General features: G+C 68.9%; 8 protein-coding genes. 3 read left to right on the top strand and 5 right to left on the bottom strand.

Annotation, left to right across the window (positions count from 1 at the left end):
* Window positions 1–57: 57 nt before the first annotated feature.
* Entirely contained in the window at window positions 58–1002 is a 945-nt protein-coding gene (locus E3O23_RS16050; protein WP_134492757.1) for a YDG/SRA domain-containing protein, read from the bottom strand.
* 100 nt (window positions 1003–1102) lie between these two features.
* Here E3O23_RS16050 and E3O23_RS16045 point away from each other — a divergent pair, with 100 nt between their 5' ends.
* A complete protein-coding gene (locus E3O23_RS16045; RefSeq protein WP_134492755.1) occupies window positions 1103–1294 on the top strand; it encodes a hypothetical protein in 192 nt (63 codons plus the stop codon).
* A gap of 243 nt (window positions 1295–1537) precedes the next feature.
* The gene (locus tag E3O23_RS16040; protein ID WP_134492753.1) at window positions 1538–6394 is read left to right on the top strand and encodes an NAD-glutamate dehydrogenase; all 4857 of its coding nucleotides are present in this window, start codon (window positions 1538–1540) and stop codon (window positions 6392–6394) included.
* Window positions 6395–6792: 398 nt separating this feature from the next.
* Here the strand turns inward: E3O23_RS16040 and E3O23_RS16035 are convergent, their stop codons facing one another.
* Window positions 6793–7428, bottom strand: a complete 636-nt coding sequence (locus E3O23_RS16035; RefSeq protein WP_134492751.1) for an MBL fold metallo-hydrolase — start codon at window positions 7426–7428, stop codon at window positions 6793–6795.
* Entirely contained in the window at window positions 7428–8522 is a 1095-nt protein-coding gene (locus E3O23_RS16030; RefSeq protein WP_134492749.1) for an S-(hydroxymethyl)mycothiol dehydrogenase, read from the bottom strand. Before E3O23_RS16030 ends, E3O23_RS16035 begins: the two co-directional genes overlap by 1 nt.
* 289 nt (window positions 8523–8811) lie before the next feature.
* Here E3O23_RS16030 and E3O23_RS16025 point away from each other — a divergent pair, with 289 nt between their 5' ends.
* The gene (locus tag E3O23_RS16025) at window positions 8812–9765 is read left to right on the top strand and encodes an L-lactate dehydrogenase (RefSeq protein WP_134492747.1); all 954 of its coding nucleotides are present in this window, start codon (window positions 8812–8814) and stop codon (window positions 9763–9765) included.
* Window positions 9766–9965: 200 nt separating this feature from the next.
* Here the strand turns inward: E3O23_RS16025 and E3O23_RS16020 are convergent, their stop codons facing one another.
* Together E3O23_RS16020 and E3O23_RS16015 are read right to left on the bottom strand one after the other, a co-directional pair.
* Window positions 9966–11807 carry an L-lactate permease gene (locus tag E3O23_RS16020; RefSeq protein ID WP_241983513.1) on the bottom strand — a complete coding sequence of 614 codons (1842 nt, stop codon included), beginning with the start codon at window positions 11805–11807 and terminating at the stop codon, window positions 9966–9968.
* Between the two features lie 52 nt (window positions 11808–11859).
* On the bottom strand, window positions 11860–14691 hold the full coding sequence (locus tag E3O23_RS16015; protein WP_134492826.1) for an FAD-binding and (Fe-S)-binding domain-containing protein: 2832 nt from the start codon (window positions 14689–14691) through the stop codon (window positions 11860–11862).
* Window positions 14692–14763: the final 72 nt, after the last annotated feature.

Genomic DNA, 14763 nt, shown 5'->3' with positions numbered 1-14763 from the left:
TCAACGGCCCGTAGTGATGGGCAGCTGACTACTCAAGAGCGGATGGCTCTCGGGTAGTTACGCGCTCGCGAGCAATGGGTCTCCGCCAGTCGATACTTCTGACGCGCGAGCCCATTGCAATCGGTGATAACGAGCATTCGCCACGTCAATGAAATGTCGCTTCCGGAACGTCAGCGCGGCGACGGGCGTCATCGTTCGAGTCTCCATGGCCACCATTTGGTCGGAAATCACCATTCCGCCAAAGTCGAACTGCGTGTGATGGTTGGGGCAGAGACAGAGAATATTGCTGAGGTCGTCGCGACCAAGATGTGGTCGGCCAAGTGCACGAACGTGAGCCCCCTCTGCATAGGGACTCCCGCTGCCAGTGGGCACCGTAATGTCACAAATCTGGCATTGAAAGTCGTACAGGTGCTTGACCTCTCGGGCAAGCTGCGAATCCCGAATGCGCCTTGACACAATCGTGTCTGCGAACTCAGGGTCCGGGATGTTGAGGCTCTGGGGTTCAAGCGGAGTCTGTTCATCGATCCGCTCGAGACGGAACTGTACGATTTGGAAGCCATCCCGCCCCTCATCCATCCACCACTGGGTAACGAGGTACAAGCCGGAGTAGAGATATCCGGCAGGCGGAGCGAAGGGAGACTCTTTGTGCTTTCCCCGAATTACTCGCACAGGCAGCGCTTGGGCGAGGCTCGTGATGAGGCCGGCATTGCCGGGAGCGTCCGGAGATTGATCCTTGATATGTCGCGAACTATTAGGCGCTCGACCGCCATGGCCGGTGTAGATGATGTAATCGCCACTATCCTGGTCGTCATATCCGCCCGACAAGACGATTGAGTCCGCGCCGTCAGCTTTCGTGCCGTGAATTCCTGCCTGACGCGGGCGATGAACGAATGCGTCGCTCAGCTCTCGACGATCGACAAAGAGCTGACCTACTCTGACACCGTCAGGCGTTCCAAAGAATTTGCCCATGTAGTCCCCCGCCGCCAGACTATCGAGCAGCAATGGCGGAGGGTATGGCGTGTCTGGCGCCACTTCGAGGGGCAGCCGGGCTCCCCGAACTGACGGCTGGCGGCCGGGCGACCCGCACCGGTACGGTCAACGTATGCCGACTGATCTCACGTTCCTGCTGTTCCTTGGAGTCTTCGCGGTCGTTGCGGCGTTCTACCTCGCTTGGAAGATCCGCTCTGGCCGTCGTAAAGCAGCAGCAGCAGCAGTCGCGGCGAGGAAGTCAAGGAACAGGACTGGACCGGTCTGGATGACCGAGTACGGGACGCATCCGCTCGATCTCGACTAGACGGGCGGCAACAAGTCCCAGCCCTGCGACCGTCCATCGCTGCTGGGGGTGCGGAAGGCCTCAGGGCTGCGAAACATCGACCGGCATCCGACCGCGGCGAGATCGCAGACCCTGCGGTGGTTCGATGTGCGCATCCTGCTCAACGAAACTACGATGGGTTGAGCAAGGGGCCTCCTCGTTTACCGCCGGATAGGCAGGCCCGATCAGCGAAGATCAGAGCATTTAATGGAGGCGTTTCTTTTCATGTCGTCAGAATCGACCCGTACGGGGCAGTCCCCGACAGGTACCGAGCTCGAGGCCTTCATCGCCGACTACTACGAGCACCTGGCGGGTGAAGACGCCCAGGCCTACGACGTGAACGTGCTGCGCGCCCGGGCCGGCTACCACTGGCAGGTGGCCCGCAACCGGCGGCCGAAGACCGCGAACGTCGAGATCCGCAACGAGTCCGGCCGCAGCGTCGTCTACATCGTCACCGATGACATGCCCTTCCTCGTCGACTCGGTCAACGCCGAACTCGTGCGCCAGCACTCGGCCATCCACCTGGTCGTCCACCCGCTCCTGGCCGTCACGCGCAACCGGGTCACCAACGACCTCATCGAGGTCAACCGGATGCCGTCCAGCGTCGGCATCTCCAGCGGCGACACCTCCGCGATGCCCGACATCTCCCACCTGCTGGGCAACGAAGACGACGCCCCGCACCTCGAGTCCTGGATCGCGATCGAGATCGACCGCGCCACCGACGAGCAGCAGGGCAAGCTCGTCGCCGGGCTGACCCGGGTGCTCAGCGACGTGCGGGCCGCGGTGGAGGACTGGCAGCCGATGCGCGCCAAGTCCGTGCTGATCGCCGACGCGCTCGGCAAGGTCGCCCACGCCGAGGGCATCCAGGACCTCAAGCAGACCCAGGAACTGCTGCGCTGGCTCGACCGCGACAACTTCACTTTCCTCGGCTACCGGGAGTACGACCTGGGCACGGTGAACGGCGAGGACGTCCTCACCATCCGCGACGGCAGCGGCCTCGGCCTGCTGCGCTCTTCCGAAGACGGCCACCAGATCCAGCACCTCACCGAAGCCGGCCGCCTGATGGCCCGCGAGCGACGCGCCCTGGTGATCACAAAGGCGAACTCGCGCTCCAGCGTGCACCGCCCCGCCTACTTCGACTACATCGGCATCAAGAGCTTCGACGAGAACGGCAACGTCAACGGCGAGCAGCGCTTCATCGGCCTCTTCGCCGCCAGCGCGTACACGAGCTCCGTGCGCGCGGTCCCGATTCTCCGCGAGAAGGTCGACGCCGTGATGGCGAAGATCGGCTTCCCGGTCGGCTCGCACAGCGACAAGGACCTCCTCGGCATCCTCGAGACCTACCCGCGCGACGAACTGTTCCAGATGGATGTCGACGCCCTGGTCACCACGGCCCTCGCCATCCAGCGCCTGCAGGAACGCCGCCGCACCCGCCTCTTCCTCCGCCCGGACATCTACGGCCGCTTCATGTCCGCGATGGTCTTCCTGCCCCGCGACCGGTACACCACGGCCGTGCGCCTGCGGATCGAGAAGGAACTTCGCGAGACCTTCCACGCGGAGTCGCTCGACTTCGAGGCCCGGATGACCGAATCGGCCCTGGCCCGCCTGTTCTTCCGCATCCGCCTGCCGAAGGATGCCCAGGTCGCCGGCGTCGACGCCGTCGCGCTCGAGCGCCGCCTGGTCATGGCCGTGCGTTCCTGGTCGGAGGGCATCACCGAGGAACTCCGCGAACACCGCTCGCTCGACGAGGCGGAGCCCCTGTCCGCTCTCTGGGCCGAGGCGTTCCCCGACAGCTACCGGGTCGACTACGAGATCGAGGACGCGCTCGAGGACATCGGCAGGTTCGAGGCGTGCGCCGCCGCGGCCAGCGTGGCCGAGGCATCCGGCGAGGGCCCCACGGCCCCAGGACTGCACGTCTACCTCCCGGCCGACACCGGGGAGCGTACCGAGGACGCCCGGGTCAAGCTCTACATGATGGAGTCGCAGAGCCTCAGCCAGATCCTGCCGTACTTCCAGAACCTCGGCCTCGAGGTGCTCGACGAGGTCCCGTTCGAGATCTCCACCTCCGACGGGCGCGACTTCTTCCTCTACGACCTGGGCCTGAACTACCCGGCCGGCGTCGACCCGGTCGCCACCGACCGGCTCCTGGCCGACTCGTTCGGCGCCGCCGTGCGCGGCGCCGTCGAGTCCGACGGCCTCGACCGACTGGTGCTCCGCGAGGGCATGGCCTGGCACCGGGTCGTCATCCTCCGCAGCTACGCCAAGTACATGCGCCAGATGGGAAACACGAACTCCTACGAGTTCGTCGCCGACACCCTGCTCGCCAACCCGGCCGTCGCCGGCGGCCTGATCGCGCTCTTCGAGGCGCGGTTCGACCCCGAGCTGGCCGCGGGCGAACGCACCGCCCGCGAGGAGCAGGTGCGCGCCGAGCTGACCGCCGCGATGGAGCAGGTCGCCACCCTCGACGCCGACCGGGTGCTGCGCACCTTCATCGACCTCATCGAGGCGTCGCTGCGCACCAACTTCTTCCAGCAGAAGCCCTACCTGAGCATCAAGCTCGACCCGACGCTGATCGAGTCGCTGCCGTTCCCGCGGCCGAAGTACGAGATCTGGGTGTACTCGCCGCGCGTCGAGGGGGTGCACCTCCGCTTCGGCAAGGTCGCCCGCGGCGGCCTGCGCTGGTCGGACCGCCGGGAGGACTTCCGCACCGAAATCCTCGGCCTGGTCAAGGCGCAGACGGTCAAGAACGCCGTCATCGTGCCCACCGGCGCCAAGGGCGGATTCTTCGCCAAGAAGCTGCCAGACCCCGCCGTCGACCGCGCGGCCTGGATGGCCGAGGGCGTCGAGAGCTACAAGACCTTCATCAGCGGGCTGCTCGACCTCACCGACAACCTGTTCGCGACCGCGGACGGCGAACAGGTCGTGCCGCCGGCCCGGGTCGTGCGCCACGACGATGACGACTCCTACTTGGTCGTCGCCGCGGACAAGGGCACGGCATCCTTCTCCGACATCGCCAACGGGCTGGCCGCCGACTACGGCTTCTGGCTGGGCGACGCGTTCGCCTCGGGCGGCTCGGTCGGCTACGACCACAAGGCCATGGGCATCACCGCCCGGGGCGCGTGGGAGTCGGTCAAGCGCCACTTCAGCGAGCTCGGCGTCGACACCCAGACTGAGGACTTCACCGTCGTCGGCGTGGGCGACATGTCCGGCGATGTCTTCGGCAACGGCATGCTGCTCTCCGAGCACATCCGGCTCGTCGCCGCCTTCGACCACCGGCACATCTTCCTGGACCCCAACCCGGATGCCGCGGCCTCCTTCGCCGAACGCCGGTGGCTCTTCGACCTGCCGCGTTCCTCCTGGGCGGACTACAGCGAGGGCCTGATCAGCGCCGGCGGCGGGGTCTTCCCGCGGCACGCGAAGGTCGTCCCGATCTCCGCGGAGGTGCGGACCGCGCTCGGACTGCCAGAGGGCACGACGAAGCTGAGCCCGCCGGAGCTGCTCCGCGCCATCCTGACCGCGCCGGCGGACCTGCTCTACAACGGCGGCATCGGAACCTACGTCAAGGCGAGCAGCGAGACGGCCGCGCAGGTCGGCGACAAGGCGAACGACGCCATCCGGGTGGATGGCCGGGAGCTGCGCGTGAAGGTCGTCGGCGAGGGCGGAAACCTCGGGATGACCCAGCTCGGCCGGATCGAGGCGGCGCTGAACGGCGTCATCCTGAACACCGACGCGATCGACAACTCCGCCGGGGTGGACTGCTCCGACCACGAGGTCAACATCAAGATCTTCGTCGACCGGATGGTCGTGGCGGGCAAGCTGCTCGAGGCGGAGCGCACGGAGTTCCTCGCCTCGATGACCGACGAGGTCGGCCGGCTGGTACTGGAAGACAACGTCGACCAGAACATCCTGCTGCTCAATGACAAGGTGAAGGTCGGCAGCTGGAGCCCCAGCTACGAGCGGCTGATGGACTGGCTGGAGGCATCCGGGGACCTCAAGCGCGACCTCGAGGCGCTGCCGACGACGGCGACGCTGCGGGAACGCATCGAGCAGGGGCAGGGCCTGACCTCGCCCGAGCTGTCGGTGCTGGCCGCGTACGCCAAGATCGAGCTGGCCACGTCGCTGCGGGACAGCGACCTGGCCGACGACCCGTGGTTCGGCGGCACCCTGCGGGAGTACTTCCCGAAGCAGCTGTCGGAGCGCTTCGACGCCGAGCTGGACACGCATCCGCTGCGCCGGGAGATCATCACCACGGTGGTTGCGAACGACATGATCAACCTCGGCGGCGTGACCTTCGCCTTCCGGGCGATGGAGGAGACATCCGCGAACCAGGCGACGATCGCCCGGGCGTTCGTGGCCCTGCGGGAGATCTTCGAGCTGGACATGATGGTCGACCAGCTCAACGCCCTGCCGTCGTCGTTCCCGACCGAGCACTGGACGGCGATCCACCTGGACATGCGCCGCCTGCTCGACCGTGCGGTGCGCTGGCAGGTCAACCAGGGCGGTTCGCTGCTGGTGGGCGAGGTCGTGGCGCAGTACAAGCCGCAGATCGACCAGCTGCGGGCGCAACTGGGCAACTACCTGCAGGGCGGCGACCTGAGGCGCATGCACTCGCTGCACAAGAAGGCGGAGGAGTGGGGCGTTCCGGAGGATCTTGGCCGCCGCTGGATCGAGCTCTTCGAGGCCTTCGCGCTGCTGGACGTGGCCAAGATCGCGACCCAGTCGGGCGCGCCGATGGAGGATGTCGCGGGCGTGTACTACACGATCTACGACCGTTTCGGGGTGGACAACCTGCTCGAACGGATCACGGCGCTGCCGCGGAAGGACCGGTGGCAGGCCCTGGCCCGCGCCGCCCTCCGCGACGACCTGTATTCGACGGTGGCGGACATGACGACGCGCGTGCTCGAGGACACCGACACGGATGCCGGCGACGCCGAGGCCCGCGTGCTGGCCTGGGAGGCGCTCAACGCCGAACAGCTCGGCCGCTCCCGCAGCGTGTTCGAGGAGGTCAACGCCCTCGGACAGGACGACATGGCCTCCCTCTCGGTCGCCCTGCGCCTGATGCGCTCCGTCGTGCGCCGCTGACCCGCGGCACTGCCTGCGGCACTGCTGTGCTGTTCCGACTGCTCCTGGGTTAGCCGCCACGCACGTGTGGCTAACTCAGGAGAATCGGTCGCGCCCCGGCATCCGGCCCCGGAATGACGCGGTCGCGTCCGGCGCGCGTCCGGGATCTCCTGAGTTGGCCACCGGCGCTCCTCTTGTGTTGGGGTTTCTGTGTTGCGGCACAAGTTCTGCGCATAACTCCTCCAGATCTTCTCCGGCGCGTCTCGAACCCGCGGAATCACGCGGATGTTCCGGCGACAGCCGTCAATCAGGAGGAGTTATGCACGGGGGCGGGCCGGGCGCGGGGCCCGCGTCGGGGCACGACGCCGGGGCGCGACGGAGGCCGGGCGGTGGATGCCGGGCGGTGGATGCGCGGCACGCTAGTGGCCGCGGGCGATCCACTCCTCGAGGTGCCCGGCCTCGTCGCCGATCGTCGTCGACTCGCCGTGTCCGGTGAGCACGACGGTGTCCGCTGGCAGGGTCAGCAGCTTGCTCGAGATCGACTCGATGATCGTCGGGAAGTCGCTGAACGAGCGCCCGGTCGCGCCCGGGCCGCCGTGGAACAGCGTGTCCCCGCTGAACAGCGTGCCGGACGCGCCGAGCGCCGGCGCGTAGAAGCAGACCGCGCCGGGGGAGTGCCCGGGGGTGTGCAGCACCTCGAACTCGAGGCCGGCCACGGCGATCCGCTGGCCGCCTGCGAGCGGGCGAGGCGGGGCATCCGGGTACATCGGATCCCAGAGCATCGCGTCCCGCGGGTGCAGATAGACGGGCGCGTCGCGCGCCGCCAGAACCTCGCCGACGGCGCCGATGTGGTCGTCGTGCGCGTGCGTGCAGAGGATGGCCACGAGCTTCCGGTCGCCGACGGCGGCCAGGATGGCGTCGGCGTCGTGGGCGGCGTCGATCACCACGCACTCGGCGTCGTCACCGACGATCCAGACGTTGTTCTCCACGGGCCAGGTGCCGCCGTCGAGGCTGAAGGTACCCGACGTGACGAGGTGCTCGATCCGCGCGGCCATCAGAGCACCACGACCGAGCGCAGAACCTCGCCGCGGGCCATCTTCTCGAAGGCCTCCTCGATGTGGCCGATGCCGATCCGCTCGCTGACGAACTGTTCGAGCGGCAGCCGGCCCTGCAGGTACAGGTCGGTGAGCATCGGGAAGTCGCGCTCCGGCAGGCAGTCGCCGTACCAGGACGACTTCAGCGATCCGCCGCGGCCGAACACGTCGAGCAGCGGGATCTCGAGCATCATCTCCGGCGTCGGCACGCCGACCAGCACGACCGTGCCGGCCAGGTCGCGGGCGTAGAACGCCTGGCGCCAGGTCTCTGGGCGTCCGACCGCGTCGATGACGACATCCGCGCCGAAGCCGCCGGTCAGCGCCTGCACGGCGGCGACCACGCCCGCCTCGTCGAGGCCCGACGAGTCGATCGTGTGCGTGGCGCCGAGCTGCTCGGCCTTGTGCAGCTTCTTCGCGTCGCGGTCGATGGCGATGATGACGGATGCCCCGGCCAGCTTCGACCCGACGACGGCCGCGTTGCCGACGCCGCCGCATCCGATCACGGCGACCGAGTCACCGTGGCTCACGTTGCCCGTGTTCATGGCCGCGCCGATGCCGGCCATGATGCCGCAGCCGAGGAGCCCGACCGCCGCGGGGTCGGCGCTCGCGTTCACCTTCGTGCACTGCTTCTCGTGCACGAGGGTCTTCTCGGCGAAGGCGCCGATGCCGAGGGCCGGGCTGAGCTCGGTGCCGTCGGCGAGGGTCATCTTCTGGCCTGCGTTGGACGTGTTGAAGCAGTACCAGGGCTCGGCGCGCTTGCAGGCGCGGCAGTCGCCGCAGACCGCGCGCCAGTTGAGCACTACGAAGTCGCCGACGGCGACGTGCGTGACGCCCTCGCCGAGCACGCTGACCCGGCCGGCGGCCTCGTGGCCGAGGAGGTAGGGGAAGTCGTCGCCGATGCCGCCCTCCTTGTAGTGGAAGTCGGTGTGGCAGACGCCGCAGGTCTCGATGTCGACGATGACCTCGCCGGGTCCGGGGTCGGGGATCACGATGTCGGTGAGTTCCACCGGCGCACCCTTCGAACGAACAATGACGCCTTGAACGGTGATGGGCATGAAACTCCTCCGGTTGGGGCCCGGGCAGGACCGTGTGGGATTCCCTTCACACTACCCAACCCCGCTGGGCGAGGTCCCCGGCAGCCTTCTGTTCCTCATACGGACATCTGTTGCCCGCGTGCCGGCAACAGATGTCCGATTTGGCAACAGTTGCCGGCGGATCAGCGGAACGGGGCGGGCCGGCACCTGCGCGATCGCGCGGGGCGGGCCGGCATCCATGCATCCGGGACATCCGGGACATCCGCGGGGGAGGCTCGTGCAGAGGCCCGCGCCCCGCAACAATGAACCAATGACCTTCGTGCGCGAGACCAAACTGTCCGTCATCGGCGCGGGCAGCGTCGGTTCCTCCCTCGCCTACGCCGCGCTGATCCGCAACTCTGCCCAGCGGGTCGTGCTCTACGACGTCAACCAGGCCCGGGCGGAGGCGGAGGTGCTCGACCTCGCGCACGGCACCCCGTTCACCGGGGCATCCCGGATCAGCGGCGGCAGCGACATCGACCTCGTCGCCGGCTCAGATGTCGTGGTCATCACCGCGGGCGCCAAACAGGAGCCGCGGCAGACGCGCCTCGACCTCGCCGGCACCAACGCGCGCATCCTCGAGAAGCTCATGCCGCGCCTGGTCGAGCTGGCGCCGAACGCCGTGTTCATCCTCGTGACGAACCCCTGCGACGTGCTCACCGTCGTCGCCCAGCGGCTCGTGGACCTGCCGCCCGGCCGCGTCTTCTCCTCCGGCACCGTGCTGGACTCGGCCCGGCTGCGCTGGCTGATCGCCGAGGCGGCCGGGATCGCCTCGCAGAACGTGCACGCGCTGATCGTCGGCGAGCACGGCGACAGCGAGTTCCCGCTCTGGTCGGATGCGACGATCGGCCAGACCCCCCTGCGCGACTGGACCGACGCATCCGGCACCCGGCTCTTCCCGCGCGAGCGGCTCGAGGCCCTCACCGACGACGTCATCCACGCCGCATACAAGATCATCGCCGGCAAGGGTGCGACCAACTACGCGATCGGGCTCTCCGGCGCCCGCATCGTCGAGGCCGTGCTGCGCAACGAGCGCGCGATCCTGCCGGTGTCGAGCGTGCTGAACGGATACCGCGGCATCGACGGCGTCGCGCTCAGTGTGCCCTCGATCGTGGGCGCCCGCGGCGTCGAGCGGGTCGTCGACGTGCCGATGGACGATGTGGAGGTGGCGCTGCTGCACCGCTCCGCCGAGGCCCTCCAGGAGTCGCTCAAGCTGCTGCCGTAGCGCCGGGAGATCGATCGGTTCGGAGATCGATTCCGTCGAGATCGGGCGCGCAGGCGATAACTCCCAGCCTTGGCGGCATCCGTTGCCCCCAAGGGTGTGCGATGGGTCTGGGCTGGGAGTTACCGCCGCCGCCGCCGCCGCCAGCGCAGGTGCCGGCGCGAGGGCCCCGTCCGATGGGGCCCTCGCGCTCACTCGTCCGGTTAGGGAACCATCCAGCCGAGGATGGGCGTGGACTGCAGCAGGATCAGCACGGTGAGGAAGGCGAGCAGCCCGAGGCTCCAGCCGAGCAGCTTGCGCAGCAGGGTGCTCTCCGCGCCTTCCATCCCGATGGCCGCCGCGGCCACCGCGAGGTTCTGCACGGAGAGCATCTTGCCGATCACGCCGCCGGATGAATTCGCGGCCGCCATCAGCACCGGCGAGAGGCCGGTCGAGTGGGCCGCGCTGACCTGAAGCTGCCCGAAGAGCGAATTGGACGAGGTGTCGGAGCCGGTCAGCGCCACACCGATCCAGCCGATCAGCGGGGACAGCAGGGCGAAGAATCCGCCGGCCGAGGCGAGCGCGACGCCGAGGGTACTGGCCTGGCCGGACAGGTTCATCACGAACGACAGGGCGAGCACGGCGGTGACCGTGACGATGGTCCAGCGCAGCTGCATCAGGGTCTCCTGATAGATGCGCAGGCCCTGGCGGACGCCGATCTTGTAGACGCCCATCGTGATCAGGCCGGAGAGCAGCAGCAGGGTGCCGGTGGCCTTGAGGTGGTCCAGCTTGAACAGCTGGGCCGCGATCGGGTTGCCGGCCGGGTCGATGACGTTCAGGCCGGGCCACGGGAAGGTGACGCTGCCCACGACGGCGAACCACGCCTTGACCGGCGGGATCTGTGCGATCGCGAAGATCGCGGTGAGGATCAGGTAGGGCGCGATGGACATCCAGATGTCCGGGCCCGACGGGCGGGGCGTGTTCACCGGGATGGCTCCCGACGCACCGGATGTCGCACCGTAGATGGTGCCGGATCCCGCGCCCGAGGCGGCCCCGCGCCCGGCGCCGGAGCCAACTCCGGAGCCAACCCCCGAGCCAACACCCGAGCCAACCCGGGCGCCCGCCGCGCTGCTCCCACCGACCCCAGTGACGGCAGTCCTCGAGGCGACGGCCACCAGCGACTCCTCGGCCTCCGCGAGATCCACGGCGGCATCGTGCGACGCGCCGATGACCTCGCTGGGCTTCCAGAAGCGCAGCATGACCAGGATCGCGAGCACGGTGGCGACGGCGGCGATGACGTCGGTGAGCTCCATGATCAGGTAGTTGGAGGCGATGAACTGCGCGGTGCCGAAGACGAGGCCGGCCACCAGGGCCAGCGGCCAGGTCTGCTTGAGGCCGCGCTTGCCGTCGACGATGAAGACGAGCACCAGCGGCACGATCACCGCCAGGATCGGCGTCTGCCGGCCGACCATCGAGGAGAGGTCGTGCACGGGCAGGCCCGTCACACCGCTCAGCGCGGTGATCGGCACCGCCATGGCGCCGAAGGCGACCGGCGCGGTGTTGGCCAGCAGGGACGCCATCGCGGCCTTGATCGGCTTCATCCCGACGGTCATCAGCATCGCGGCGGAGATGGCGACCGGCGCGCCGAAGCCGGCCAGGGCCTCCATCAGGGCGCCGAAACAGAAGGCGATCAGGATGGCGAGGATCCGGTGGTCATTGGTGATCGAGCCAAGCGCCCGACCCAACACCTCGAACCAGCGCGTGGCGACGGTCAGCTTGTAGAGCCAGAGCGCGTTGACCAGGATCCAGAGGATCGGGATCAGCCCGAAGACGGCTCCGGCCGCGGTGGCGCTGAGCATCTGGGCGAACGGCATCTGCCAGCCGATGACGGCCAGGGCCATCGACAGGACGAGGCTGGCCAGGGCGGCCTTGGGCGCCTTCACCCGGAACACCCCGAGCAGCACGAAGAGAAGGACGAGGGGGAGGACGGCGACGATCGCCGAGAAGACCAGGGACCCGAAGATCGGGTCGATGATCTGCTGGAAAGGCACATCGGTGGTATTCACAAAAACTCCTTTGTTTTGGAATGTTGTCGAACGAAAGACGTGGTGCGCGCGCTTAGTGACTCGAGGGGTCCGCCTTTTCTGGCGAGGGCGAGGGCCGGGTCACCTCCTCGAGCAGTTCGAGCACGTGGCGGTAGTCCTTGCCGGTGGCCCGGGTCATCCCGAGCTCGCAGGTGCGGTTGCAGGAGGCGAACGCCGCGGCGCCCATGGCGACGACGTCGGCCGCCTGCGCCCGGGTGGCGGATTCGGTGAGTTCGGGGTGCAGCAGGCCGCGGTCGCCGGCGAAGCCGCAGCATCCCCAGTTCTCCGGCACCTGAACCTTCACGGCCACGCCCGAGGCGAGGGTGTCCAGGGCCGCATTGATGCCCATCCGGGTCGAGGAACAGGTCGGGTGCAGCGCGAGCGACTCGATCTTCTCGTACTCGGGCAACTGCGGAAGGATGCTCGTGGCCGCGAACTCGACCGCGTCCACGACCCGCAGGCGGTTGACACTCGGGTCGCTCTCGATGGTCTGCCGCAGCCCTTCGGTGCAGGAGGAGGCGTCGCAGATGATGGTCAGCTCGCCGTCGTTGGTCGCGGCGTGCAGCGCGGCCAGGGTCTTGCGCCGCATGGAGGCCTGCCCGTCGACCAGGCCCTTGGACGACCAGGGCGTGCCGCAGCAGAGCGAGTCGATGGTCGGCGGCACCAGCAGGGTGATCCCGGCCCGCTCGCAGAGCTGCTCGAAGCTGAGCTGCACCCCGGGGGTGGCATCACCCGCCGGGCCGAACATCGTCTGCACGCAGGCGGGGAAGTACACGGCCTGCGCCGCGCCGGCCGGGGCCGGGCGCCTGCGTTTGCCGCCGCCGCCGGGGAGCTCCGCGGAGTACAACGGCACGGCATCCGCGCCCAGCACCTTGCGCGCCAGCTTGTTCGGCCCGGCGAGCACCCCGGCCGGCACATGCTTCACCACGCTCAGCGCCAGGCCCGCGCCGCTCGTGACAGCGCCCCAGCTCTTCGCCGCGACGTTCCAGATGCCCTTGTCTACCGGGCCGGCGGCGTCTTCGCGGAGCCTCTTGACCAGGCTGCCGGTGTTGATGTTCACCGGGCAGGCGGTCTGGCACATGCCGTCGACGGCGCAGGTCTGCACGGCGTCGTACTCGTAGTCCTTCTCCATCTCGGCGACGAGGGCGAGGTTTCCGTCCTGCCGGGCCTGTTCGATGGCGCGCAGGCTGACGATCCGCTGCCGCGGGGTCAGCGTCAGGTCCCGGCTCGGGCAGACCGGCTCGCACCAGCCGCACTCGGTGCAGCGGTCGACTTCGGCGGCCACCGCGGGCACCGCCTTGAGGTCCTTCAGGTGCGCCTCGGGGTCGGGGTTGATGAGCACGCCGGGGTTGAGCATGCCGGTCGGGTCGAAGAGCAGCTTGATCCGGCACATCACGTCGTAGAGTTCGTCGCCGAACTGCGGGCGCACATACGGCGCCATCACCCGGCCGGTGCCGTGCTCGGCCTTGAGCGAGCCGCCCTCGCGCAGCACCAGCTCGACGAGGTCCTCGGTGAACGCGCTGAAGCGGGCCGTGCCCGCGGGGCTGGCGAAGTCGTCGATGAGCATGAAGTGCACGTTGCCGTCTTTGGCATGGCCGAAGATCATGCCGTTCTGGTACTCGTACTTGTCGAAGAGGCTCATGAGTGCCACGCAGGTGCGCGCCAGCGCCGGCACCGGCACGGCGATGTCCTCGAGCAGCGCGTTCGTGCCCTGCGGACGCGTGCCGCCCACCGCCGGGATGATCCCCTTGCGCAGGTGCCAGAGCTGGCCGCGAATCGCGGCGTCCGTCGTGAAGTCGGCCGGCAGGGTGAGCCCCAGGCCGTCCACGACCTCGAGCCCGGTCCGCAGCAGTTCGGCGAGGCGTTCGGGCGATTCGGCGTGGTACTCCACCAGGAGCGCGGCGTGCTCCTCGACGACGAGGTCGCGCACGATGTCGGGCGTGCCGGGCATCTCCTGCCCCACCTTGAGCGAGAGCGCGTCCATCAGCTCGAGGGTCGCCGCGCCGGTCGCCACCAGCGCCGGCAGCGCGGCGGTGGCCGGCTCCAGGCCGGGGAAGATCAGCAGGGCGGTCGTCACGTGCGGCAGTCGCGGCACCGTGCGGAAGACCGCCTCGGCCACGAACCCCAGGGTCCCCTCGCTGCCCACGATCAGGTGCGCCAGGATGTCCGCCGGCCGCTCGTAGTCCAGCAGGGAGTTCACCCCGTAGCCCATCGTGTTCTTCATCGAGTACTGCTGCCTGATGGTGGCGACGGATGCCGGGTTCTCGCGGGTTCGCTTCGCGAGCCGTAGCAGCCCGTCGTAGAGGTCCGGCTCCCGCTCGCGCAGCCGCTCGTCGGCATCCGCCGCCCCGGTGTCGACGACGGTGCCGCTCGGCAGCACGACGGTCACCGATTCGAGGGTCTGGTAGGCGTTGTCCACCGTGCCGCAGGCCATGCCGGAGGAGTTGTTGGCCACGACGCCGCCGATGGTGGCGGCGGATTCGCTGGCCGGGTCGGGGCCGAACTTGCGGCCGTACTTCGCCAGCCGGGCGTTGAGCGCCCGTACGATGACGCCGGGCTGCACCCGCACGCGGTCGCCGCCGTCGAGCACCTCGATCTGCTTGAAGTGGCGGCGGACGTCCACCAGCACCCCGTCGGAGATCGCCTGGCCGCTCAGGCTGGTGCCGCCGGAGCGGAAGGTGAGCGGGATGCCCTGGGCCGCGCTTGCCTGCAGCAGCCGGCCCACCTCGCCGGCGTCGCGGGCGACCACGACCGCGCGGGGGACCAGGAGGAAGTGCGAGGCGTCGTGGGCGTTGGCGTGGCGGTCGAGGGCGCGGGTCTTCACCCGGGCGGGATCGGCCACGGCCGCGTGGAGCGAGGCGAGCACGTCGTCGCCGAGCACGTCGGCACCGAGCGTGTCGGCGCCGCGCGCGCCATCCGGCGCTGCGCCGTGCGGCAG

Origin of the sequence: Cryobacterium tagatosivorans, from assembly GCF_004402215.1 — a bacterium.
Classification (GTDB): Bacteria; Actinomycetota; Actinomycetes; order Actinomycetales; family Microbacteriaceae; genus Cryobacterium; species Cryobacterium tagatosivorans.
Note: the sequence above shows the minus strand (reverse complement) of the source record. Positions and strands in the feature narration are given on the sequence as shown.